Origin of the sequence: Geobacillus sp. FJAT-46040, assembly GCF_002335725.1 — a bacterium.
Lineage (GTDB): Bacteria > Bacillota > Bacilli > Bacillales > Anoxybacillaceae > Geobacillus > Geobacillus thermoleovorans.
The window spans coordinates 472,545-497,152 of the sequence record NZ_NISS01000001.1; the positions used below are offsets into that span (position 1 = coordinate 472,545).

The following is a 24,608-nucleotide window of genomic DNA, read 5'->3' on the forward strand; positions in this document are numbered from 1 at the left end:
AGATGTTCACAAAGGCTGAAAAATGTGTTACAATAAAACTAACAACCGTCCTAATGTGTTCGTCGGATCACTGATCGTTTTGACCGAACAGTTTATGATCCGGGAGCTCGGGGTTTCCAAGCGGCGTGCACGCCCCTTCGTCACAGGGGAAGCATAAACCTTGGAACAGGGCACCCACCTATGGGAGAGCGGGTTCAAAACGAAGGCATCGACGGCACGATTGGGACTGGCAACATTAAGGAATCAACAACATTTCCCCTATGCGGATGGCCGCGTAGGGGTTTTTGTTTTGCCAGCAAAATGCCGTTGCCTCTTTGGCTGTCTTGATGGTAGGATAAAAAGCGGCATAAACATCAATTTTGAAGCAAACGGAGAGGAGAACGATGCTGCACCAATTTTCCCGCAATGAACTCGCGATTGGCCCTGAAGGGTTGGAACGCTTAAAAAACGCCACCGTCGCCGTTCTTGGCGTCGGCGGCGTGGGGTCGTTCGCCGTCGAGGCGCTCGCCCGTTCCGGCATTGGCCGCTTGGTGCTTGTGGATCGTGATAACGTCGATATCACCAACATCAACCGGCAAATCCATGCGCTGCTCTCGACCATCGGGCGTCCGAAAGTGGAGCTCATGAAAGAGCGCATCGCCGACATCAACCCGGCGTGCGAGGTGATCGCTTTGCAAATGTTTTATACGGAAGAGACGTATGAGCAATTTTTCGCCTATGATCTGGATTTTGTCATCGATGCGTCCGACACGATTGTGTACAAAGTGCATTTGATGAAACAATGCCTCAAGCGCGGCATTCCGATCATCTCCAGCATGGGTGCGGCGAACAAAATGGATCCGACCCGGTTCCGCATTGCCGATATTTCGAAAACACACACCGATCCGATCGCGAAAGTCATCCGCGCCAAGTTGCGCAAAGAAGGGATCCGCCGCGGCATTCCGGTCGTCTTTTCCGACGAGAAGCCGGTGAAAATCCGCGAAGATGTCCGCCAGGTCGTCGGCAATGACGCTTCGCCGATCCGCAAGGCGAAAATGCCGCCGTCTTCGAATGCTTTCGTTCCATCAGTTGCCGGGCTTATTATGGCTTCCTACGTGATTCATCGTCTATTAGAGGGAATTCCCATAAGGCGCGTTGGCGACGATTGAACGACTCCACCTTCATCCTATTTCGCGCAGGAGACTCCCACTTCAACGACCAAAGGGAGTAAGTGGGAGAGGAATGCGCGTTCCCCCTTTCTTTTGTGTATGATAGAATAAAGGCATGGAGAAAACCGTTCAATAAAGGCACTCCAATCACGGCTGCTCGATGGATGGAGTTGGTTGCAGGAAACGTTGCAACCGTAAAACATCGAGCGTAGGTCCGTCTGTTGTGTGTGGAAGCCAAGTACTGCCAACAGACACACCGAGAGAATCGGTAACGATGCAGGCATGACCTGCGTCGTTGGGTAGTCGTCAACCTGCCCCCTGATGCAACCCCAAGTCAAGGAAGGAGGACGAAGTCCGTTTGCACTTCTGGGGAGTTGCAAGCCCCCACTTCAAGCGTTCGCGAAGTGGGGGTAGTTGACTTCGAACAAAATGGGAAGGTGGAGATTCCTGTGAACATCGGTGCATTCACCGGTTTGTTAGCGGGCGCTGTCCGTCGTTCCAGCGGTGAAAACGTGCCCCGATGCTTGTTGGGGCACCTTCTTTTTTTTATGAATGGGCGAGCGATTCGTTCGATCCGTTCGCCTCGGCGGCAAACAGCTGGGCAAGAGAGAAGCGGTCGCCTTCTTCGGAAGCGAGCTGGCGGGCGCGGGCCATGATTTTCACGAGCGCTTCATAATCTTCTTGCACGGTGGTCTGCCTCGTTTCAAGGCGTTCGAGTTTTTGAGCAAGCTGTTCGTTCCGCGTCTGCCATTCCGCCCGCTCGCGTTTCAGGCGCTCGTTGTCCTGGCGGATCGCTTCCATCTCCTCGATGCCGCGCCGCAATGTTTGCAAAAATGAAATGCACTGCTCCAGTGTCAATGGGGCCGCCGGGAGAAAAGGCGATGACCCTTCGGCGCCATCCCGTTCTCCAGAAGGACTCCAAGCAGCAACCGTACTGTCTTTTTGCCACTTTTTCATCATTTCGAGCGCCCGTTTCCGTTCTTTCCGCTGCTTTTTTGCCTGTTCGATCGCCTCAAGGTATCGTTTGCGCACCTCGGCGTTCCAACGGAATCCGCATGCTGCCGCTGTGCGGTGCAGTTGTCTCCCAACGACTTCAAAAGCGGCAAGTTGCGTTTTTCCTTCGCGTATATATTGCAGCACCGTTTCAGCCAACAGTACATCTTCTTCATGTGACCAAGCATCCTGTCTTGTTTTCATGTTGTCCACCCCATCAAATGGTAATGTTGATATGGTCATAGTTTTTCCGTTTGATTTCCACTTTAAACTTCGCCCTTTTCATTTTTCCCATTCTCATGTATCATAGAAATAGTTTTGTATGACCGGTCAGTTCAAAACAATTAGACTGATTGGTCAAAATCGTGGGATGAGAGGTGGCATGATGACGTTTTTGATCAGGTTCAGTTTGAAAAATGCGGCAGCTGTGTTTGTATGTTCGTTTTTGCTCATGTTTCTAGGACTGTATTCCTTCTCCTCCTTGAAGGTCGATTTGCTGCCGAACATTGAATTTCCCCAGTTGTCGATTGAAGTGGTCTATCCTGGGGCTTCTCCGCAAGACGTGAATGAGGAGGTCACGGCCAAGCTCGAGGAAAAACTGAAGTCCCTTGACGGGCTTAAGCAAATGCAGAGTTCTTCCTATGAAGGAATGGCCGTTATGAATCTTGAATTTCCGTTTCGGACGGATATAATGACAGCCTTTGCGACTGTGACAGCGCTCATTCCGCTTGCGCTGACGAATGAGGCCGGCACGTTGATTTCGAAAGGGCTGGCCATCACGGTCATCGGCGGCCTGACGTCGTCGACGTTATTGACGCTTGTGTTCATCCTATTTCGCGCAGGAGACTCCCACTTCAACGACCAAAGGGAGTAAGTGGGAGAGGAATGCGCGTTCCCTCTTTCTTTTGTATATGATAGAATAAAGGCGTGGAGAAAACCGTTCAATAAAGGCACTCCAATAGCTGCTACTCGATGTATGGAGTTGGTTGCAGGAAACGTTGCAACGTAAAACATCGAGCGTAGGTCCGTCTGTTGTGTGTGGAAGCCAAGTACTGCCAACAGACACACCGAGAGAATCGGTAACGATGCAGGCATGACCTGCGTCGTTGGGTAGTCGTCAACCTGCCCCCTGATGCAACCCCAAGTCAAGGAAGGAGGACGAAGTCCGTTTGCACTTCTGGGGAGTGGCAAGCCCCCACTTCAAGCGTTAGCTAAGTGGGGGTAGTTGACTCCTGCGATGTATGAGGCGTTTTTCTTCCGGACGGCAAAACGCGAACCGATGGCAAAATGACAGGGCTGGATGGCCGGATAACGGGCCGTCCGGCATTTTTTTTCATGGCAAGATCGACTATAATGGACATGAAGAAGGAGTAAGGAAGGAGAAAACATTGGGACGGAAAGCGGTTTATGGTGGAGGCGCTTCTGCTCTATTTGTCGAAATACTCGCTTCCGCTGTACAATGAGTTGAAGGAGGCCATTGAACGCTATTTTTATTAAAACCACCGATCTTCCCACGGGGAGACGCCCCATTCGCCGAAAATGAATAGGCGGCATCGGAGGATGTCTGTGAACATAGCGTCATCAATCTCAAGGAGGGGGTCGGCATGCCCAAAACGACGGAGCCGCTTGCTTGGCGGATGCGGCCGCGGACGATCGATGAGATCGTTGGGCAACAGCACATCATTGGCCCTAGTACGCCGCTTTATAAAATGGTCAAAAAAGGTCATGTTCCATCGCTTTTGCTTTACGGAGAGCCGGGGACAGGGAAGACGTCGCTCGCTTACGCCATTGCCCGCACCGCCGGGCGCGAATGGGTCGCTATCAATGCGACGGCCGCCGGCAAAAAGGAAATCGAAGAGGCAGTCGAAGCGGCGCGCTGGTCAGGGAATGTCGTGTTGTTTATCGACGAAATCCATCGGCTGAATAAAGCGCAGCAAGACGTTTTGTTGCCGCATCTCGAATCCGGGCTCGTGACCTTGATTGGCGCCACAACGGAAAACCCGTTTCACGAGGTCAATCCCGCCATTCGCAGCCGCTGCGGGCAAATCCAACAACTGAAACCGCTCAAGCCGGATGACCTCATGATCATTCTGAAGCGGGCGCTCGCTGATCCGGAACGAGGGGTCGGCGAGCCGCCGGTTGTCATTGACGAGTCGTTGTTATGGCGCATCGCCGAGGCAGCCGGTGGGGATGCGCGCGTCGCGCTTTCGCTTCTGGAGGCGGCGGTTGCGGCTGCCGATGAGCGCCACGGCCGCTTGTATATTGATGAGGATATCGTGGCTTCATGCACCGCAAACCGTGGTTTTACCCATGACAAATATGGCGATCATTATTATTCGTTGTTGTCCGCGTTTCAAAAAAGCGTGCGCGGCAGCGATGCCGATGCCGCGCTTCATTATTTGGCCCGTCTGCTTGAAGGCGGAGACTTGGCGTCCGTTTGCCGGAGATTGCTTGTGATGGCTTATGAGGACATCGGACTTGCCAATCCGATGATGGGAGTGAAAGTACAGGCAGCGGTCGAAGCGGCGGAACGCCTCGGACTGCCGGAAGCGCGCATTCCGCTCGCGGTTGTGACGATTGAACTCTGTTTAAGCCCGAAATCCAACAGTGCTTACAAGGCGCTGGACGCTGCCATTGCCGATGTCCGTTCCGGCAAGCTTGGCGATATTCCGGATCATTTAAAAGACGCTCATTACAAAGGGGCGGCTGCACTCGGGCGTGGACAAGGCTACTTGTATCCGCACGATTATCCGAACGGCTGGGTGGCGCAAGCGTATTTGCCCTCCGCTCTGGAAGGCGTCCGCTATTATGAACCGAAAGAGCATGGTGAGGAAAAACATTACGCCAAGGTGTACCGGCGGCTTGAGCAGTTGAAACAAGAGGTCAAGGTTCAGCCGTGAAGGGAAAGGGATTTTTATGATATAATAACACAGGCGTTTCATGCTCGCTTTGACCGAGCTGACCGGATGGAACGTGGCGTACATTCGCATCGGGATCGAAGCGTTCGTGCTGTTGGCCGGCTGGTTGCTCGGCGGCCCGGTGTCGTTTGGCACGTTCCTTTTTTGTGTGACGATCGGTTCGATGCCGGCTTGGCGCTGCCGCAATGCCAAAAGGTCGCAAGCCGCCTGCTTGGACCGGCCGCCGGCACTCGGACGCAAGGGTTAAGCGGCTAGGAGGGATATGAATGAAGATTTCGACGAAAGGCCGATATGGCTTGACGATTATGATTGAATTGGCCAAAAAATATGGCGATCGTCCGATCTCGCTTCGTTCGATCGCCAAGGCGAACAATTTATCTGAACATTATTTAGAGCAGCTCGTCACGCCGTTGCGCAACGCCGGGCTCGTCAAAAGCATTCGTGGAGCGTACGGCGGCTATGTGCTCGCTGAGCATCCGGCGAAAATCACCGCCGGCGACATTTTGCGCGTGTTGGAGGGGCCGCTGACCCCGGTCGAGGAGCTCGAGGAGGAAGAGCCGGCGAAGCGCGAGCTATGGATTCGCATCCGCGATGCGGTCGAGGAAGTGCTCGACAGCACAACGCTCGAAGATTTGGCGAAGTATAGCGACGGGGATGAAGGGGCATATATGTTTTATATTTAAGCAACAGAAAGGAAAGGAGAATGACCGTTGGAACGGATTTATTTGGACCATGCGGCAACTTCCCCGGTCCATCCAGACGTAGCTGCCGGTATGGTCCAGTGGATGACGGAACAGTTCGGCAACCCGTCAAGCATCCATCATTTTGGACGGCAGAGCCGCCGCGCGGTCGATGAAGCGAGGGCTGTTGTCGCCCGCTCGATTGGGGCGAAAGAGACGGAGATTGTGTTTACAAGCGGCGGCACGGAAGCGGATAACTTTGCGGTCATCGGAACGGCCATAGCGAACCGCGGCCGCGGCAATCATATCATTACAACCGCCATCGAGCATCATGCGGTGCTGCGCGCTTGTGAATATTTAGAGACGCAAGGGTTTGAGGTCACGTATTTGCCCGTTGACGAACAAGGGACGGTATCGGTCGAGGATGTCAAGGCCGCGCTGCGCGATGAGACCGTTTTGGTGTCGGTCATGTTTGCCAACAACGAAGTCGGCACGATCCAGCCGATTCGCGAAATCGGGGCGCTGCTTCGCGATCATCCGGCTTATTTCCATACGGACGCCGTCCAGGCGTACGGGCTTCTTCCGATCGATGTGAATGAATACGGGATCGATTTGCTGTCGATTTCCGCTCATAAAATCAACGGCCCGAAAGGAAGCGGGGCTTTGTATGTCCGGGAAACGGTCCGCATCACTCCGCTCCTTTTCGGCGGCGAACAGGAACGGAAGCGGCGCGCCGGCACGGAAAACGTCCCCGGCATCATCGGCTTGGCGCAGGCGGCGGAAATCGCTGAGCGAACAAGGGAAGAGAAACGTCGGCAATATGCGGCGTGGCGCGAGGCGATGCTTGCGATTTTCCGCTCCTCAGGGATCGGCTATGCGGTCAACGGCCGCCCGGATGGCCTGCCGCATATTTTGAATGTCGCCTTCCCGGGAACGAATGTCGAATCGCTGCTCGTGAACTTGGATTTAGCCGGCATTGCCGCCTCGAGCGGGTCAGCATGCACCGCCGGGTCAATCGACCCGTCGCACGTGCTTGTCGCGATGTGCGGAAAAGAGTCGGAGCGCATCCGTTCGTCTGTGCGCTTCAGCTTCGGGCTCGGCAATACGATGGAACAAATTGAGCGGGCGGCCGAGGAAACAGTGAAGATCATAAAGCGGCTCACAAACCGCTAAAGGGGGGAAACAGCATGAACAAAGCGCCGCACGAAACGCGCGTCGTCGTCGGCATGTCCGGCGGGGTCGACTCGTCGGTCGCTGCGCTGCTATTGAAAGAACAAGGATATGATGTGATCGGCATTTTTATAAAAAACTGGGATGACACCGATGAAAACGGCGTTTGCACGGCGACTGAGGACTACGAAGACGTCGTGCGCGTTTGCAATCAAATCGGCATCCCGTATTATGCGGTCAATTTTGAAAAACAGTATTGGGACAAAGTGTTTACGTACTTTTTGAATGAATACAAAGCCGGGCGCACGCCGAACCCGGACGTGATGTGCAATAAGGAAATTAAGTTCAAGGCGTTTTTAGAGCACGCCATGTCGATCGGCGCCGATTACATCGCAACCGGCCATTACGCCCGCGTCGAGTTTCGCGATGGCGAATATAAAATGCTGCGTGGAGCCGACCCGAACAAAGACCAAACGTACTTTTTAAACCAGCTCGGCCAAGCTCAGCTGTCGAAAGTGATGTTTCCGATCGGCCATTTGCAGAAAGCGGACGTGCGCCGGATCGCCAAAGAGGCTGGGCTCGCCACCGCTGGAAAAAAAGACAGCACGGGCATTTGCTTTATCGGCGAACGCGATTTCAAAGAATTTTTGAGCCATTATTTGCCGGCTCAGCCGGGAGTGATGAAAACGCTCGATGGCGAAGTGAAAGGGCGGCATGACGGCGTCATGTATTACACGATCGGCCAGCGCCACGGCCTTGGCATCGGCGGCAGCGGCGAACCGTGGTTTGTCGTCGGCAAAGATGTGCGCGAAAATGTGCTGTATGTCGCCCAAGGGTTTGAAAACGAATATTTGTATTCCACCTCGCTAAAGGCGGTCGATGTCAACTGGGTGTCTGACCGCAAGCCGGAAGCGCCGTTCCGTTGCACGGCGAAATTTCGCTATCGTCAGCCTGATGTCGGCGTGACGGTCCACCCGCTTGCGGACGGCGGGGCGGAAGTCGTGTTTGATGCGCCGGCGCGGGCGGTGACGCCGGGGCAGGCGGTTGTTTTTTACAACGGCGAGGAATGCCTCGGCGGCGGTACGATCGATGAGGTGTTCCGCAACGGCGAAAAGCTTTGGTATGTTGGTTGACGGATGTGCCGGTGCGCACGATCTTCAATCAGGCTATTAGGCTGGAGGCCGTTGCTTGAAAATCACGTTGAATCAGGGAGGGGATGGGCGGTGGCCAATTTCAACGAACAAGGCTTGGCGTATATGCGCGAGGGGAAGTATGAGGAAGCCATCCGCTGTTTTTCCGCTGCGGTCGAACAGCATCCGGACGATCCAGCCGGGTACATTAACATTGGCACGGTTCTCGTTGCTGCCGGTGAAGAAGAGAAGGCGCTTGACTGTTTCCGGCAGGCGTTGAAAATTGACAAGAAGGCGGCGGCCGCGTATTACGGCATGGGTACAGTGCATTATAAGCGTGAGCAGTTCGCGAAAGCGAAAGATATGTTTGAGCGCGCGCTAGGGCTTGGTCTTGACGATGCCGATACGCATTTTATGCTCGGCATGTCCTTATGGCGGCTCGAGATGCCGCGGCTGGCGCTGCCGTATTTGCAGCGCGCGGCTGAGCTGAACGAGACGGATGCCGAAGCGCTGTTTCAGCTTGGCCTTTGCCTCGCCACGCTCGATTATGTCGATGAGGCGAAGCGTTATTTCGAAAAAACGTTGGAACTCGATCCGCGCCACGCTGATGCGTACTACAATTTAGGCGTCATTTATGCGTACAAAGATGAGCTCGATGCCGCCCGCAATATGTTTGCCGCTGCCTTGGAAGCCAAGCCCGATCACGTGCTTGCCGGATACGGAAAGAAACTGATGGAAAAGCGGCTTGCGCCGTAAAAAGGCAGGGGGATGGCTGTTGCAAGAGCAACAAATCCTCGCCCTTGACGGACGCACGTTCATTAAAGGAGTGTGCTTGGCGGTCATTTTTCATAATGAGGAAACATTGTACACGGTCGTCCGCGTGCGCGTTGAGGAAACGAACGAAGCGCCCGTTGAGGAGGAAGTCGTCGTCACCGGCTATTTTCCGCGTTTAAACGAAGGGGACGTCTACATCTTTTACGGACAATTCCGCCAACATCCGCGTTTTGGCCGCCAATATGCGGCTAGTCAGTTCCGCAAACAGCTTCCGAACACGAAAGAAGGAGTCATTCATTATTTATCGAGCGGTTTGTTTAAAGGAATCGGCAAAAAAACGGCTGCGGCGATTGTCGAGACGCTCGGCGAAAACGCGATCGCCGCGATTTTGCGCGACCCCAGGGCGCTAGAGCGTGTGCCGAAGCTGACGAAAAAAAAGGCGAAGCAGCTGTACGATGCGCTTCGCGCCCACGAAGGGCTTGAGCAAACGATGATCGCCCTCGCCCAGCTCGGTTTTGGCCCGCAGCTGGCCATGAAAATTTACCAAGCGTATGGCGAAGAAGCGGTTGACATCATCCACGAGAACCCGTACCAGCTCGTTGAGGATATCGAAGGGATCGGCTTTGGCCGCGCTGATGAAATCGGGCGCCAGCTCGGCATTTCCGGCAGCCATCCGGCCCGGCTGCGCGCCGCCTCGTTGTTTGTTCTTGAACAGGCGTGCTTGCAGGAAGGGCACGTTTATTTGCGCGAGGAAGAGCTGATGGAGCGCATCGGGGAGCTGCTTGACGGAAGGCTGAGCGGTGCGGTGGATGGACGAGCGATCAGCCAAACGCTTCTGATGTTAAGCGAAGAAGGGAAGCTGATCGTCGAGCAAGGGCGTTATTATCTCCCTTCCCTTTACTTCGCCGAGAAAGGGATCGTCTCCAACATTAAGCGGCTGCTCGGGCAGACGCCGCCGTCGGCGTTTGCCGAGTCGGAGTTTTTGCTGGCGCTTGGGGCGCTTGAAGAACGGCTTGGCATGCAATATGCCCCCCAGCAAAGGGAAGCGATCCAACAAGCGCTTTCTTCGCCGCTGTTTATTTTGACCGGCGGTCCGGGAACGGGGAAAACGACGGTCATCAAAGGCATCGTCGAGCTGTTTGCCGCCCTAAACGGCCTGTCTCTTGACCCGGCTGACTACAAACAAGGCGAGCCGTTTCCGGTGTTGCTGGCCGCACCGACCGGCCGAGCGGCGAAGCGGATGAGCGAGGCGACCGGGCTGCCGGCGGCGACGATCCACCGCTTGCTTGGCTGGAATGGGGCGGAAGGGTTCAGCCGCGACGAGAACGAACCGATTTCCGGCAAGCTGCTTGTCATCGATGAGATGTCGATGGTCGACACGTGGCTCGCCAACCAGCTGTTAAAAGCCGTGCCAAACGGCATGCAAGTCATTTTTGTCGGCGATGAGGATCAATTGCCATCCGTCGGGCCAGGGCAAGTGCTGAAAGACTTGCTCTCTTCAGGCGTCATTCCGTTCGCTCGGTTGACCGAGGTGTATCGCCAGGCGGAAGGATCATCGATCATCGAGCTTGCTCATGAGATGAAGCGCGGCGTCGTGCCGGACGATTTGACCGCTCCGAAGGCAGACCGTTCATTCATCCGCTGCCGTGCGGGCCAGGTCGTCGATGTCGTGCGGCAAATCGCGGACAACGCGCGCAAAAAAGGGTTTTCCGTCAAAGATATTCAAGTGCTCGCCCCGATGTACCGTGGTCCAGCGGGCATTGACCAATTGAACAAAGCGCTTCAAGAGCTGTTCAACCCGCCGGCTGAGGGGAAGCGGGAGCTGTCGGTCGGTGAGGTCGTCTACCGCGTCGGCGATAAGGTGCTGCAGCTCGTCAATCAACCGGAAGACAATGTGTTTAACGGCGACATCGGCGAAATCGTTGCCATTTTTTACGCCAAAGAAAATATCGAAAAGCAAGACTTGCTCGTCGTCTCGTTTGATGGCATTGAAGTGACGTACACACGGCAAGATTTAGGACAAATCACCCATGCGTACTGCTGTTCGGTTCATAAGGCGCAAGGAAGCGAGTTTCCAATCGTCATTTTGCCCGTCGTCAAAAGCTATTACCGGATGTTGAAACGGAATTTGTTGTATACTGCGGTGACAAGAAGCAAGCAGTTTCTCGTTTTATGCGGGGAAGAGGAAGCGTTTCGATTCGGCGTCGCAAAACAAAGCGACGGAGCGCGCCAGACGGCGCTCGCTGAGAAGCTGGCGGGGGCGGCGGCGCCGTTTGTCGAGGTCGAACTGCCGTTTGAAGAGGCGAACATGGGGATGGAAAACGTTACGCCGTATGACTTTATGGGCGATGAGCCAAGCTAAAGGTGGCTGGAAAGGTGGGAGAACGATGCGGACGTTTTCCGACATCAAGGGCCTTCCCATTTATGAACAAACGACGGGAAAAATGGTCGGAACGATCGTTGACATTTGGTTTACCAGCCACGGCGCGGTCAAAGGACTTGTCGCGGAACAGGGCGGTTTGTTCGGCCGCCGCCGCTATTTGCCGCTTTCAGCCGTGCAGTCGTTCGAAAACGACCGAGTCATCATCTGTGATGCCGATAGCTTCCAGCCGTTTCCTTCTTCTGACAGCGGCCACTCTCTTTACGGCGAACGCGGCCTCGCCGGCAGCATGGTTGTCGCCGCAGACGGAACAACGATCGGACTGTTGGATGACGTATATTTTGACGGGCAATTGGGCAAAATTGACGGATACGAGATCAGCGAGGGATTTTTTTCCGATTTGACCGAAGGAAAGAAACGAATGGAGCTCGCTCCGTTCACCGCCAGAGAAGGCGTGATCACCGTGGAAACAACGATGTAAGGAGAGTGGCTGTCCATGCTCATTTGCCCGAATTGCAAACGAAAAAATTTAGGGAAAATCGGCGTCAACCAGTACTACTGCTGGGATTGCTTTATTGAGCTGTCCGTCTCGAAAGGGATGATCCACGCCCATCAAGTGGAAGAAGACGGAACGTTGAGTTCTCTTGACGACTTGTTTGACGACCACGAACGCACGATCCAATTTTAGGGGGGACACGCATGAACCGGATGATGACGTCGCTGTTAGCAGTCGGATTAGGCGTCGCCGCTTATCAGCTCGCCCAACGAAACGATTGGATGAACGGTCGCACGATGCGGAGGATGCGCCGCCGCTTGATGCAAGCGATCCGCTGACGGCGCTCGCCCTCGCCTTTGCGCGGGGGCGTCGCCTTGTGGCTGTCAAATAGTGCTAAAAGCGGTGAAGGCATATTTCCCGCCGCATCTCCTACACTAAACGGTAGGAGGTGTGGCGATGGGCGAGCAACAATGGCTGTCGTTCTTTCGCATCGGAAAATGGCTGCTCATGACGGCAATCATCTATTTGATCGTTCGGATGAAAGACGTTTGGCGGCCGGTCATTGATTTTATCGCAACGGTGTTGACGCCGTTTTTGCTGGCGTCGTTTATTACGTATTTGCTCTATCCGCTTGTGGAATCCATCCATCGCAAAGGAATGCCGCGCGCCCTTGCCATTTTGTTGATTTATTTGTTGTTTTTCGGTTTGGTCGGCTACGGCTTGTACTGCGGCGTGCCGCTATTCATCGCCCAGTTGCGTGAACTGGATGAACAGCTGCCGTCTTTGATGAATACATACCGCCAATGGGTGCGCCACATTCACGACGAGACGTCGAATTGGCCGCTTGAGGTGCACACACGCATCGAGGCGATGTTTGCTGAGATCGAGCAGGCAGCGGCGGCCGCCGTCGCGATGGCGATCAACGCCGCCAAATCGTTCATCGGTTCGGCGGCGACGCTGTTGATCATTCCGTTTATCGTCTTCAATATGTTAAAAGACATCGATGTGTTGAAAAAAGCGATTTGGTACATGACACCGAAGCGGTGGCGTGGGCCGGGGATGACGTTTTTGAAGGATGTCGATGAATCGCTCGGCGGCTACATTCGCGGCCAGCTGTTCGTCTGTGCGGCGATCGGTCTGGCAGCGGCGCTCGGCTTGTGGCTTGCGGGCATGGATTATCCGCTGTTGCTCGGCTTTGTCATTGGCGTGACGAACATCATCCCGTATTTTGGCCCGCTGATCGGCGCCGTTCCAGCGGTCATTTTGGCTGCCACCGTCTCGCTGAAAATGGTCGTGATCGTGCTTGTCATCATTTTTACCTTGCAGTTTTTAGAAGGGAACATCTTGTCGCCGTTGATCGTCGGCAAAAGCGTGCATATGCATCCGCTTGTCATTATGCTCGCCCTCTTTGCCGGCGCCGAGCTCGCCGGCGTGCTCGGCCTCATTCTCGCCGTTCCGACGGCGGCGGTGCTGAAAGTGGCCATCGCCCATTGGAAAGAGCATTATGCTTCGCATTGACAAATGCTCTCTGCTTGTCTATAATCTTTCAATGAAAAAAGCGAATACATAACGCGATGACGGATCGAGTATGTTGCAGTCCATCTTAACGCGCGAGCTCGCGCACAGAGAGGAATTTCCGCGGCTGAAAGAAATTCCAGATGAAGGGCAACAGAAGGCTAATCCGGAGCGCAGGCAAAACCTGACGCAAGGCTGCGTTACGGCCAAAGAGGTGATGGGCGTTTTTTGCCCATAAACAGGGTGGTACCGCGAGCATAACTCTCGTCCCTGCAGGGGATGGGAGTTTTTTTATATAAAAGGCGAAAGGGGAGGATCATCATGAAAAAGCTGACATCCGCCCAAGTGCGGCGCATGTTTTTAGAGTTTTTCCAAGAAAAAGGCCATGCGGTTGAGCCGAGCGCATCGCTCATTCCGGTCGACGACCCGTCGCTGTTGTGGATCAACAGCGGCGTCGCGACGTTGAAAAAATACTTTGACGGGCGCATCGTTCCGGAAAACCCGCGCATTTGCAACGCGCAAAAATCGATCCGCACCAACGACATCGAAAACGTCGGGAAAACGGCGCGCCACCATACGTTTTTTGAAATGCTCGGCAACTTTTCGATCGGCGATTACTTCAAGCGGGAAGCGATCCATTGGGCATGGGAGTTTTTGACGAGCGACAAATGGATCGGTTTTGATCCGGAACGGTTGTCCGTCACCGTCCATCCGGAAGACGAGGAAGCGTACAACATTTGGCGCAACGAAATCGGCTTGCCGGAAGAGCGGATCATTCGCCTTGAAGGCAACTTCTGGGACATCGGCGAAGGCCCGAGCGGTCCGAACACGGAAATCTTTTACGACCGCGGCGAAGCGTTCGGCAACGACCCGAACGATCCGGAGCTGTACCCAGGCGGGGAAAATGACCGCTATTTAGAAGTATGGAACCTTGTCTTTTCGCAGTTTAACCATAACCCGGACGGCACGTACACGCCGCTGCCGAAGAAAAACATCGACACCGGCATGGGCTTGGAGCGGATGTGCTCGATTTTGCAAGACGTGCCGACGAACTTTGAAACCGACTTGTTCCTGCCGATCATCCGCGCGACCGAGCAGATCGCCGGCGAGCGGTATGGCGAAGATCCGGACAAAGACGTCGCCTTTAAGGTGATCGCCGACCATATTCGAGCCGTGACGTTCGCGATCGGCGACGGGGCGCTGCCGTCAAATGAGGGCCGCGGTTATGTGCTGCGCCGCCTGCTCCGCCGCGCGGTGCGCTATGCGAAACATATCGGCATTGACCGTCCGTTTATGTACGAACTCGTCCCGGTCGTCGGCGAGATTATGCACGACTACTATCCGGAGGTGAAAGAAAAAGCCGATTTCATCGCCCGCGTCATCCGGACGGAAGAAGAACGGTTCCATGAAACGCTCCATGAAGGGCTCGCCATATTGGCGGAGGTGATCGAAAAGGCGAAAGAGCAAGGAAGCGACGTCATTCCGGGCGAGGAAGCGTTCCGCCTGTATGATACGTACGGCTTTCCGATCGAGCTGACGGAAGAGTACGCCGCTGAAGCGGGCATGACGGTCGATCATGCCGGATTTGAGCGCGAGATGGAGCGGCAACGCGAACGGGCGCGCGCGGCCCGGCAAGATGTCGATTCGATGCAAGTCCAAGGCGGAGTGCTCGGTGACATTAAAGATGAAAGCCGGTTTGTCGGCTACGATGAGCTTGTTGCCGCATCGACGGTCATCGCCATCGTCAAAGACGGGCGGCTTGTCGAGGAAGTGAAAGCCGGCGAAGAGGCGCAAATCATCGTCGATGTGACGCCATTTTACGCCGAAAGCGGCGGACAAATCGCTGACCAAGGCGTGTTTGAAAGCGAAACAGGAACAGCGGTCGTCAAAGATGTGCAAAAAGCGCCGAACGGCCAACATCTTCATGCGATCATCGTCGAACGCGGAACGGTGAAAAAAGGATCCCGCTATACAGCGCGCGTCGATGAAGCAAAGCGGATGCGCATCGTAAAAAACCATACGGCGACCCATTTGCTCCATCAAGCGCTAAAAGACGTGCTCGGCCGCCATGTCAACCAAGCGGGGTCGCTTGTCGCCCCGGACCGGCTTCGTTTTGACTTCACCCATTTTGGGCAAGTGAAGCCAGAGGAGCTCGAGCGCATCGAAGCCATCGTCAACGAACAAATTTGGAAAAGCCTCCCGGTTGACATTTTTTATAAACCGCTCGAGGAAGCGAAAGCGATGGGCGCGATGGCGCTGTTTGGCGAAAAATACGGCGACATCGTCCGCGTCGTCAAAGTCGGCGACTACAGCCTCGAGCTGTGCGGCGGCTGCCATGTGCCCAACACATCAGCCATCGGGTTGTTTAAAATCGTCTCCGAGTCCGGCATCGGCGCCGGCACGCGCCGGATTGAAGCGGTGACCGGAGAAGCGGCATACCGCTTTATGAGCGAACAGCTTGCTATTTTGCAAGAGGCGGCGCAAAAACTGAAAACAAGCCCGAAAGAATTAAATGCGCGTCTTGACGGACTGTTTGCCGAGCTGAAAGAGCTCGAGCGCGAAAATGAATCGCTTGCTGCCCGCCTCGCCCATATGGAAGCTGAGCACCTCACCCGTCAAGTGAAAGATGTAAACGGCGTGCCGGTGTTGGCGGCAAAAGTGCAGGCCAATGACATGAATCAACTGCGGGCCATGGCTGATGATTTGAAACAAAAGCTCGGCACGGCGGTCATCGTGTTGGCGTCCGCCCAGGGCGGAAAAGTGCAACTGATTGCTGCAGTAACGGACGATTTGGTGAAAAAAGGATTCCATGCCGGCAAGCTGGTGAAAGAAGTAGCGTCGCGTTGCGGTGGGGGCGGCGGCGGGCGCCCGGATTTGGCGCAAGCTGGCGGCAAGGACCCAAGCAAGGTCGGCGAAGCGCTCGGTTATGTCGAAACATGGGTGAAATCCGTTTCCTAATTGGCGCGGATCGTGTACAATGGATGTAAAAGGACGGGGTGCCTGAATAAGGAGCGAGGTGGAAACGGTGAGCTCGTTTGACCAAACGATGCAGTTTCATTTTTCCGAGGAGCCGGCCGAAACGAACGTTCGCGAAGTGTTGTTGACGGTGTATGGCGCCTTGCAGGAAAAAGGCTACAATCCGATCAACCAAATTGTCGGCTACTTGTTGTCCGGCGACCCAGCTTACATTCCGCGCCATAAAGATGCGCGTGCGCTCATCCGCAAAATTGAACGCGACGAATTAATCGAGGAATTGGTGAAATTCTATTTACAGGGGCAACGAAAGGATTAACCTGATGCGGACGCTAGGATTAGATTTGGGAACGAAAACGCTCGGCGTTGCCGTTAGCGACGAACTCGGCCTTACAGCGCAAGGATTGGAGACGATCGCCATTGATACGGAGCGCGGCGACTACGGCTTAAAGCGGCTGCGCGCCATCATCGATGAGTACGGCGTCGATACGATTGTCGTCGGGTGGCCGAAAAACATGAACGGCACGCTCGGGCCGCGCGCTGAGGCAAGCGAGCGGTTCGCCGCCAAATTGCGAGAGGAGTTTTCTTTGCCCGTTGTGCTTTGGGATGAACGGCTGTCGACGATGGCCGCCGAACGGATGTTGATCGCTGCCGACGTCAGCCGGAAAAAGCGGCGGAAAGTGATCGACAAAATGGCGGCGGCCGTCATTTTGCAGTCATATTTGGACAGTAAACGATAAATTGGAGGAGAAAACATGGAACACGGAGACCGTCATATTACCGTTGTCGACGAACATGGCAACGAGCAGCTGTGCGAAATTTTGTTTACGTTTGAATCAGATGATTTCGGCAAATCGTATGTGTTTTACTATCCGGTCGGCGTCGAGGCGGAAGATGAGAACGGCGAGACGGAAGTGCACGTTTCCGCCTTCATCCCTGGGAATGAGAACAAAGAAGGCGAACTGCTCCCAATCGAGACGGAAGAAGAGTGGGACATGATCGAAGAAGTATGGAATACGTTTTGCGCTGAACAGGAAGAGGAAGACGACGAATAACGGACAGCAGAGGGGGGGCCAAAAGGTCGGGGCCCCTTTTCTTATTGCCGTATTATGCGCTGAGAAACGATAAGTTATGTTCCATGCAATGGTTCAGACATCTTCTTGTTTGTCCGACAAATGTTGCGAAGGGCTTCGATTGACCGGCGCGTTTCCTCCCCTGGCTTTGCATTTTTTGACCGTCAAGGGCGAAAAATGCGGAACTTTGTAGTATAATATGGCCGGGTGAAAGGAGGACAAAGATGAAACAGAACGATTTTAGGGCGCCAGAGGCGCGGCTTGTGCGGAAAATCGTCTTGATTGTCTGTGCTGTTCTGCTGGCGGCGTTTGTCATTGCCGGCGCCAGCAGTTTCTTATACATCCGTTCAGCGCTTAAGCCCGTCGACCCGAATGACCGCACCCCGGTCCATGTCTCGATTCCGATCGGTTCATCGGCGGCGGCGATTGCCGAGCAGCTCGAACAAAAGCGGCTCATTAAAAGCGCGGCCGTGTTTCGCTTATATGTCCGCTGGAAAAATGAATCCGGCTTCCAGGCTGGGGAGTATGAGTTGACGCGGGCGATGCCAATGGCGCGCATCATTGAGCTGTTAAAAACGGGGAAATCGCTAAAAATCGGATTGAAGCTGACCGTTCCGGAAGGGTCGCAATTGGTGCAAATCGCTGACCTCATTGCTGCGAAAACAGGGTACAAACAAGAACAAATTATGAAATTGCTTAACGATCGCGCGTATATCGAACGGCTGATGAAAATGCACCCGGATTTGTTGACTGATGATATTTTTCGGAAAGGCATCCGCTATCCGCTGGAAGGCTACTTGTTCCCGGCGACGTATGTGTTTGCTGACGAAAAGCCGCCGCTCTCAGAGATCATTGAGGCGATGGTGGCGAAAACGGCAGCTGTGCTTGACACATATAAGGCAGCGATGAAAGAAAAGAACATGTCGCCGCATCAGCTGTTGACGATGTCGTCGCTCATTGAGGAAGAGGCGACGGAAAAAGCTGACCGCCAAAAAATCGCCAGCGTGTTTTACAATCGGCTGCACCGCGGCATGCCGCTTCAAACCGATCCGACCGTTTTGTACGCCCTTGGCGAACATAAAGAGCGTGTGTTGTATAAAGATTTGCAGGTCAATTCGCCGTACAACACGTACATTCATAAAGGGCTGCCGCCGGGGCCGATCGCCAACGCCGGCGTAATGTCGATCGAAGCGGCGCTTGAACCGGCGGCGACCGACTATTTATACTTTTTGGCGACACCGGACGGCGAGGTCATTTTTACGAAAACGTTGGCCGAGCATAACCGGGAAAAGGCGAAGCATATTGGAAAACAATAGGTCAAAACGGAAGGTAATGGCCGGTGGGGTGAAACGGCTTCGCTTTTCCGCTGTTTTATGGTAGTATAGTTGAACAGACCAACGATAAGAGTCCTTTGCGGCTCTTATTTTTCATGACGACAAAGCGCAAATGCCGGGTTGTATATAGATGCAATTTGAAGCTTTACCATTTGCAGCTTTTACCGAGTATTTGATCGACTGTCGGGCGACCGAACAACGCCGCTTCCAGACCCATATATGGGTCTGTGAAGCGAGTCGTTGTTCGGTCTTCCGTCACGCCAAGGCGTGACGGAGGCAAGCCACAGGCTTGCCTCCGTCAGTCGAAAATGGGCAAACCGCTTTTCCGTCAAGGATATATTATCTATCCTGAAAATACCCGAACTTCAAAATGTGCAAGGTTTCAGAGTTCGACATAGCGGCATTTTCATCCCTTCGATGGTGACGAAATCTTTTTGTCATGGGAGTCTATATAGTTCAACTTTGGCGAGCGCTTTTCAGTTTGCTGACGGCAGGGAGGAATTCCTCTTGCTTTCCAATGACATTGTTTCGTACTTGCAAAAGCTGCGTCCGGCGCCGGATGAGGACATTGAGGAGATGGAGCAGTACGCCTATCGGCACCGCATACCGATCATGGATCCGGTGAGCGTTGAAGTGCTGTTATTCATCTTGAAGCTGATCAGGCCGCGCCGCATTTTGGAAATCGGCACGGCGATCGGCTATTCGGCGATCCGGATGGCAAAGGCGCTGCCGGATGCGCGCATTGTGACGATCGAAAAAGACCGGGAGCGGTATGAGCGCGCCCGTTTTTACATCGAAAAGACGAACACCAAGCGGCAAATCGAGGCGGTGTTGGGCGATGCGCTCGCGGTCGAGGCCGGTGTGGCGGCCGCCGCGCCGTTTGATGTGCTGTTTATTGATGCCGCCAAAGGGCAATATGAGCGCTTTTTTACGCTCTATGAGCCGTTTGTGGCTGCAGACGGCCTCATCATCAGCGACAACGTCTTGTTTAAGGGGCTCGTCGCCGCCGAAGCGCCGGCGGACAATCGACGGCTTTGGAACATCGCCCGAAAAATTCGCCGCTACAATGAGTGGCTCATGAGTCGAAGCGGTTATGATACGGTCATCATTCCGGTCGGCGATGGGCTCGCCATATCGAAAAAACGAGGTGAAGAACAGTGAAAAAACCCGAATTGCTCGTGACGCCGACGAGCGTTGCCCATATCGACGAGCTGGCTGAAGCCGGAGCGGACGCGGTCATCATTGGCGAGCAGCGCTACGGTTTGCGGCTTGCCGGCGAATTTTCCCGCCATGATGTCGCTGCCGCCGTCAAAGCCGCCCACCGGCGCGGCATGAACGTGTATGTGGCGATGAACGCCATTTTCCATAACGATAAAGTGGACGAGCTTGGCGACTACGTCGCGTTTTTGGCTGATGTCGGCGCCGATGCCATCGTCTTCGGCGATCCCGCGGTGCTCTTGACTGTCCGAGAAACGGCGCCGCACATGAAGCTCCACTGGAGCACGGAGACGACAGCGACGAACTGGTATGCGTGCAACTATTGGGGCCGGAAAGGGGCGAAGCGCGCCGTCTTGGCCCGCGAGTTGAACATGGACGCCATTTTGGAAATCAAAGCCCATGCCGAAGTGGAAATCGAGGTGCAAGTGCACGGCGCGATGTGCATGTACCAATCGAAGCGCTCGCTGATCGGCAGCTATTTTGAATATCAAGGGAAAGTGATGGAAGTTGAACGGAAGAAGTACGAAAAAGGGATGTTTCTTTACGACAAAGAGCGCGACAACAAATATCCGATTTTTGAAGACGAAAACGGCACGCATATTATGAGCCCGAACGATGTTTGCATGATCGATGAGCTCGGCGACATGGTCGAGGCCGGCATCGACAGCTTTAAAATTGACGGGATTTTGCACGAGCCGCGCTACATTACCGAAGTGACGAAGCTGTACCGCCGCGCCATCGATTTATGCGCGGATGACCGCGAGCGGTACGAACGGGAAAAAGAGGAGCTGCTTGCGGCCGTTGAAGCGCTTCAGCCGCCGCATCGCCGCATCGACACCGGATTTTTCTTCAAAGAGACCATTTATTGAGAAAAGGAGGGAAGCAGCATGCTTTTAAAAAATGATCGCATCTCCGAAATCATTGACGGCAAGCGCGTCATTGTGAAAAAGCCAGAGCTGCTCGCCCCGGCCGGCAACTTGGAAAAACTGAAAATCGCCGTTCATTACGGTGCAGACGCCGTCTTTATCGGAGGCCAAGAGTACAGCTTGCGCGCCAACGCCGACAACTTTACGATCGAGGAAATTCGCGAAGGGGTCGAATTTGCCAATCGATACGGAGCCAAAGTATACGTAACGGCCAATATTTACGCCCATAACGAAAACATCCCTGGCCTTGATGACTATTTGCGGGCGCTTGAAGATGCCGGTGTTTGCGGCATCATCGTCGCCGACCCGCTCATCATCGAAACGGCGCGCCGGGTGGCGCCGAAGCTTGAAGTGCATTTAAGCACGCAGCAATCGCTTACCAACTGGAAAGCGGTCCAATTTTGGAAAGAGGAAGGGCTCGAGCGGGTTGTGCTCGCTCGTGAAGTGGGCGCAGAAGAAATCCGGCAGATCAAAGAGAAAGTCGATATTGAAATCGAGGCGTTCATCCATGGGGCGATGTGTTCCGCCTACTCCGGCCGCTGTGTATTGAGCAACCATATGACGGCGCGCGACTCAAACCGCGGCGGATGCTGCCAGTCGTGCCGCTGGGATTACGATTTGTATCAGCTCTCGGACGGCCGGGAAATTCCGTTGTTTGAAAAAGGGGACGCTCCGTTTGCGATGAGCGCGAAAGATTTGAACTTAATCCGCGCCATTCCGGTGATGATCGAATTGGGTGTGGATAGCTTGAAAATTGAAGGGCGGATGAAATCGATCCATTACGTGGCGACGGTTGTCAGTGTCTACCGGAAAGTCATTGATGCCTACTGCGCTGACCCAGACCATTTCACGATCCGCGAAGAGTGGGTGCGGGAGCTGGAGAAATGCGCCAACCGCGAGACGGCGCCGTCGTTCTTTGACGGCTTCCCGGATTATACGAACCATATGTACGGGACGCACAGCCGGAAAACGACGCATGAATTCGCCGGTTTGGTGCTTGGCTATGACCCGGAGACGGGCATCGCCACCGTCCAGCAGCGCAACCATTTCCGCCCGGGCGATGAAGTCGAATTTTTCGGTCCGGAAATTGAAAACTTCACCCAAGTGATTGAGAAAATTTGGGACGAAGACGGCAACGAGCTTGATGCGGCGCGCCATCCGCTGCAAATCGTGAAGTTTAAGGTCAAGCGCCCTCTCTTCCCGTACAACATGATGAGAAAGGAGAATTAAGATGGGGAAGAAGCCCGTTGTCATCGGCGTCGCCGGCGGCTCCGGCTCGGGGAAGACGAGCGTCGCCCGCGCGATTTACGACCATTTCGGCGACCGCTCGATCCTTGTTTTGGAGCAAGACTTTTACTATAAAGATCAAAGCCATCTTCCGTTTGAAGAGCGGCTGAAGACGAACTATGACCATCCGCTGGCGTTTGACAACGATTTGTTGATTGAGCATATTCATAAGCTGCTTCGCTATGAGCCGATTGACAAGCCGGTGTACGATTATACGCTGCACACTCGCTCAAGCGACGTCATTCGCGTGGAGCCAAAGGATGTCATCATCGTGGAGGGCATTCTTGTCTTGGAGGATGAGCGACTCCGCAATTTAATGGACATTAAAGTATATGTCGACACCGACCCGGACATCCGCATCATCCGCCGTCTCATCCGCGATATTAAAGAGCGCGGCCGCACGTTCGATTCGGTCATCGAGCAATATTTGTCCGTCGTCCGGCCGATGCACAACCAGTTTGTCGAACCGACGAAGCGCTACGCGGATGTGATCATTCCGGAAGGCGGACAGAACGTCGTCGCCATCGATTTAATAGTGGCAAAAATTCGCACAGTTCTTGAACAAAAAGCGGTTTTGTAATAACATAACAGAGACAAAACAATATATTATATAACAAGTAAGCGTACGAACAGCCGTTTTTGCTGTTCGTACGTTTTACAGACCCGCGAGCGAGAAAGCCCACTCCTTTAGGGGTGAGATGAAAGCGAGCCGTTTTCTTATATTGAATGATTATGAAAAAAAAACGGTATCATGTAATCGTCGCAAGGAGGTGAATCCATGCCCACGATCACACTAAGGCTGGAGCTGCACAAGCCGACGAAAGCCAAACAAGACATGTACGAGCGGATGACAGAAGTGAATACCGCGTTTGCGAATTGGGTGTTGAATCATCCCGAGCTGAATCAAGCAACGAGCAAACTATTTAAAGAGTTTTCGTCGCAGCGGTTTCCTTCTGCCGTCGTGAATCAGACGATTCGAGAAGTGAAGTCCCAAAAGAAAAACCAGAAAACAAAGAAGTTTCGAACATTATGGTGTTGCTTTAACAATCAAAACGTGAAGGTGGAAAAGAAAGGATCGTTCTACACGGTTTCCTTCCCTACACTGGAGAAGCGAATTGGCGTGCCGGTCGTCACGCGCCCCTATCAAGAAGCATGGCTGAATCGGCTGATCAATGGAACCGCCAAACAAGGGGCAGCCAAGCTCTACAAAAAGCGAAAGAAATGGTACTTGGCGATCGCGATCACCTTTGAAGTCAAGCCGCGGCACGAAACAAAGGTGATGGGGGTTGACCTTGGGCTTCGCTATATCGCTGTGGCCAACGTGGGAACGAAATCGTTGTTTTTCAAAGGGAACCAATGCGCCTTTGTGCGCCGACGCTATGCGGCTTTGCGGCGAACGTTGGGCCAAGCGAAGAAGCTCCATATGATTCGCAAAATCGGCCGCAAAGAGTCCCGCTGGATGAAGGAGCAAAATCACAAAATCAGCCGTCAAATCGTGAATGTTGCGCTCGCCAACGGTGTTGGCGTGATTCGGATGGAAGCGTTGACGGGGATTCGCAAGCGGGCAAAATCGGCCAAAGAAGCGGGGCGAAGCCTTCATGCTTGGGCGTTCCACCAACTGCAAACGATGATTGCCTATAAAGCCGAAATGGCAGGCATTCGGGTCGAGTGGGTGAAGCCGACCTACACGAGCCAAACGTGTAAATGCGGACATCGGGAAAAGGGAAATCGCAATGGCATCCACTTTCAGTGTAAACAATGCGGATACACCCTCCACGCCGACTTGAATGGCGCCATCAACATCGCCAAAGCGATTTCGGGCTTCGCCGCCTAGCGCACTGGTCACAGGTGCGCCGCCCATTGGGGTACATCGTAACCCGATGGGACGGGGTGATGACACACCCCTGAACTTGGGCGTGGTCCGAACCAGAAATGGATGAGGACGCAAACGACCCAAGAATCCCACGCCCTTTAGGCGTGTGGAGTGTCAAATAATGCAGAATATAGAGGAGTGAGATGAATGGCGAACGAAAAGCAGTATCCGATGACGAAAGAGGGAAAAGAGAAACTGGAACAAGAGCTTGAGTACTTAAAAACGGTCAAGCGGAAAGAAGTGGTGGAGCGCATTAAGATTGCGCGCGGGTTCGGGGATTTGTCGGAAAACTCGGAGTACGATGCTGCCAAAGATGAGCAGGCGTTTGTCGAATCGCGCATCCAAATGCTTGAAAACATGATCCGCAACGCCGTCATCATTGAAGAAGACAAAGAAAACCCGGACGTCGTCTCGCTCGGCAAGTCGGTCACGTTCATTGAACTGCCGGACGGCGAGGAAGAGACGTATACGATCGTCGGCAGCGCTGAAGCCGATCCGTTTGAAGGGAAAATTTCCAACGACTCGCCGATTGCGAAATCGCTTCTCGGCCGCCGCATCGGCGATGAGGTGACGGTGCAAACGCCGGGCGGGGAAATGCTTGTGAAAATCGTGGCTGTGAAATAAGAAGCAGGAGGCGGCCGACCTGAACAAGCGGCGGTGTGCGAAGCGAAGCGAAGAAAATTGCCGCCGCTTGACGTTTCAAACGGAAACACCTCGTCA

At 54.1% G+C, this 24,608-nt stretch carries 24 protein-coding genes, 1 other RNA gene, 1 pseudogene and 1 other annotated feature; of the genes and pseudogenes, 25 read left to right on the plus strand and 1 reads right to left on the minus strand.

What is annotated here, in order from left to right:
• The first annotated feature begins 44 nt into the window (after positions 1-44).
• A non-coding RNA gene (gene ssrS, locus CD000_RS02450) (6S RNA) lies at positions 45-231 on the plus strand.
• Between the two features lie 152 nt (positions 232-383).
• Positions 384-1,148 (plus strand): tRNA threonylcarbamoyladenosine dehydratase, encoded by a 765-nt coding sequence (locus tag CD000_RS02455; protein ID WP_014196406.1) that lies wholly within the window; start codon positions 384-386, stop codon positions 1,146-1,148.
• Positions 1,149-1,694: 546 nt separating this feature from the next.
• Here the strand turns inward: CD000_RS02455 and CD000_RS02465 are convergent.
• Positions 1,695-2,345 (minus strand): RsfA family transcriptional regulator, encoded by a 651-nt coding sequence (locus tag CD000_RS02465; protein ID WP_014196405.1) that lies wholly within the window; start codon positions 2,343-2,345, stop codon positions 1,695-1,697.
• Between the two features lie 181 nt (positions 2,346-2,526).
• Between CD000_RS02465 and CD000_RS02470 the strand changes: the two are divergent.
• The 23 genes and pseudogenes from CD000_RS02470 to greA form a co-directional block, all read left to right on the plus strand.
• Positions 2,527-2,874: pseudogene (locus tag CD000_RS02470) on the plus strand (efflux RND transporter permease subunit); the annotation flags it as partial.
• A gap of 871 nt (positions 2,875-3,745) precedes the next feature.
• Positions 3,746-5,041, plus strand: a complete 1,296-nt coding sequence (locus CD000_RS02490) for a replication-associated recombination protein A (protein WP_011232044.1) — start codon at positions 3,746-3,748, stop codon at positions 5,039-5,041.
• A gap of 40 nt (positions 5,042-5,081) precedes the next feature.
• Positions 5,082-5,306, plus strand: coding sequence for a hypothetical protein (locus CD000_RS02495; RefSeq protein WP_011232043.1), 225 nt, complete (start codon positions 5,082-5,084; stop codon positions 5,304-5,306).
• A 19-nt stretch (positions 5,307-5,325) separates the two neighbouring features.
• Complete coding sequence (gene cymR / locus CD000_RS02500) at positions 5,326-5,742, plus strand: cysteine metabolism transcriptional regulator CymR (RefSeq protein ID WP_011232042.1); 417 nt, start codon at positions 5,326-5,328, stop codon at positions 5,740-5,742.
• Between the two features lie 27 nt (positions 5,743-5,769).
• The gene (locus CD000_RS02505) at positions 5,770-6,912 is read left to right on the plus strand and encodes a cysteine desulfurase family protein (protein ID WP_096224802.1); all 1,143 of its coding nucleotides are present in this window, start codon (positions 5,770-5,772) and stop codon (positions 6,910-6,912) included.
• Positions 6,913-6,926: 14 nt separating this feature from the next.
• Positions 6,927-8,042 (plus strand): tRNA 2-thiouridine(34) synthase MnmA, encoded by a 1,116-nt coding sequence (gene mnmA / locus CD000_RS02510; RefSeq protein WP_096224803.1) that lies wholly within the window; start codon positions 6,927-6,929, stop codon positions 8,040-8,042.
• Positions 8,043-8,132: 90 nt separating this feature from the next.
• Positions 8,133-8,795 carry a tetratricopeptide repeat protein gene (locus CD000_RS02515; protein WP_011232039.1) on the plus strand — a complete coding sequence of 221 codons (663 nt, stop codon included), beginning with the start codon at positions 8,133-8,135 and terminating at the stop codon, positions 8,793-8,795.
• Positions 8,796-8,814: 19 nt separating this feature from the next.
• The gene (gene recD2 / locus CD000_RS02520; RefSeq protein ID WP_096224804.1) at positions 8,815-11,175 is read left to right on the plus strand and encodes an SF1B family DNA helicase RecD2; all 2,361 of its coding nucleotides are present in this window, start codon (positions 8,815-8,817) and stop codon (positions 11,173-11,175) included.
• Positions 11,176-11,200: 25 nt separating this feature from the next.
• Positions 11,201-11,674, plus strand: a complete 474-nt coding sequence (locus CD000_RS02525; protein ID WP_096224805.1) for a PRC-barrel domain-containing protein — start codon at positions 11,201-11,203, stop codon at positions 11,672-11,674.
• 15 nt (positions 11,675-11,689) lie between these two features.
• Positions 11,690-11,881, plus strand: coding sequence for a hypothetical protein (locus tag CD000_RS02530; protein ID WP_008881018.1), 192 nt, complete (start codon positions 11,690-11,692; stop codon positions 11,879-11,881).
• Between the two features lie 11 nt (positions 11,882-11,892).
• A complete protein-coding gene (locus CD000_RS02535) occupies positions 11,893-12,027 on the plus strand; it encodes a YrzQ family protein (RefSeq protein WP_013144658.1) in 135 nt (44 codons plus the stop codon).
• 118 nt (positions 12,028-12,145) lie between these two features.
• Positions 12,146-13,207, plus strand: coding sequence for an AI-2E family transporter (locus tag CD000_RS02540; RefSeq protein WP_096224806.1), 1,062 nt, complete (start codon positions 12,146-12,148; stop codon positions 13,205-13,207).
• A 47-nt stretch (positions 13,208-13,254) separates the two neighbouring features.
• Positions 13,255-13,479, plus strand: a binding site (T-box leader).
• 46 nt (positions 13,480-13,525) lie between these two features.
• On the plus strand, positions 13,526-16,162 hold the full coding sequence (alaS, locus tag CD000_RS02545; protein ID WP_014196399.1) for an alanine--tRNA ligase: 2,637 nt from the start codon (positions 13,526-13,528) through the stop codon (positions 16,160-16,162).
• Positions 16,163-16,229: 67 nt separating this feature from the next.
• A complete protein-coding gene (locus tag CD000_RS02550; RefSeq protein WP_011232033.1) occupies positions 16,230-16,496 on the plus strand; it encodes an IreB family regulatory phosphoprotein in 267 nt (88 codons plus the stop codon).
• A gap of 4 nt (positions 16,497-16,500) precedes the next feature.
• Complete coding sequence (gene ruvX, locus CD000_RS02555) at positions 16,501-16,917, plus strand: Holliday junction resolvase RuvX (protein ID WP_011232032.1); 417 nt, start codon at positions 16,501-16,503, stop codon at positions 16,915-16,917.
• 15 nt (positions 16,918-16,932) lie between these two features.
• The gene (locus tag CD000_RS02560) at positions 16,933-17,232 is read left to right on the plus strand and encodes a DUF1292 domain-containing protein (protein ID WP_096224807.1); all 300 of its coding nucleotides are present in this window, start codon (positions 16,933-16,935) and stop codon (positions 17,230-17,232) included.
• A gap of 242 nt (positions 17,233-17,474) precedes the next feature.
• Positions 17,475-18,566 carry an endolytic transglycosylase MltG gene (gene mltG, locus CD000_RS02565; RefSeq protein ID WP_096224808.1) on the plus strand — a complete coding sequence of 364 codons (1,092 nt, stop codon included), beginning with the start codon at positions 17,475-17,477 and terminating at the stop codon, positions 18,564-18,566.
• A 525-nt stretch (positions 18,567-19,091) separates the two neighbouring features.
• Positions 19,092-19,745 (plus strand): O-methyltransferase, encoded by a 654-nt coding sequence (locus CD000_RS02570; protein ID WP_011232029.1) that lies wholly within the window; start codon positions 19,092-19,094, stop codon positions 19,743-19,745.
• Positions 19,742-20,671, plus strand: a complete 930-nt coding sequence (locus tag CD000_RS02575) for a peptidase U32 family protein (RefSeq protein ID WP_011232028.1) — start codon at positions 19,742-19,744, stop codon at positions 20,669-20,671. Before CD000_RS02570 ends, CD000_RS02575 begins: the two co-directional genes overlap by 4 nt.
• Before the next feature lie 18 nt (positions 20,672-20,689).
• Positions 20,690-21,958 (plus strand): peptidase U32 family protein, encoded by a 1,269-nt coding sequence (locus CD000_RS02580; RefSeq protein ID WP_011232027.1) that lies wholly within the window; start codon positions 20,690-20,692, stop codon positions 21,956-21,958.
• A 1-nt stretch (position 21,959) separates the two neighbouring features.
• Entirely contained in the window at positions 21,960-22,595 is a 636-nt protein-coding gene (udk, locus tag CD000_RS02585; RefSeq protein ID WP_096224809.1) for a uridine kinase, read from the plus strand.
• Positions 22,596-22,793: 198 nt separating this feature from the next.
• The gene (locus CD000_RS02590) at positions 22,794-23,849 is read left to right on the plus strand and encodes an RNA-guided endonuclease TnpB family protein (RefSeq protein WP_096224810.1); all 1,056 of its coding nucleotides are present in this window, start codon (positions 22,794-22,796) and stop codon (positions 23,847-23,849) included.
• A 186-nt stretch (positions 23,850-24,035) separates the two neighbouring features.
• Entirely contained in the window at positions 24,036-24,512 is a 477-nt protein-coding gene (greA, locus tag CD000_RS02595) for a transcription elongation factor GreA (protein WP_096224811.1), read from the plus strand.
• Positions 24,513-24,608 lie beyond the last annotated feature (96 nt).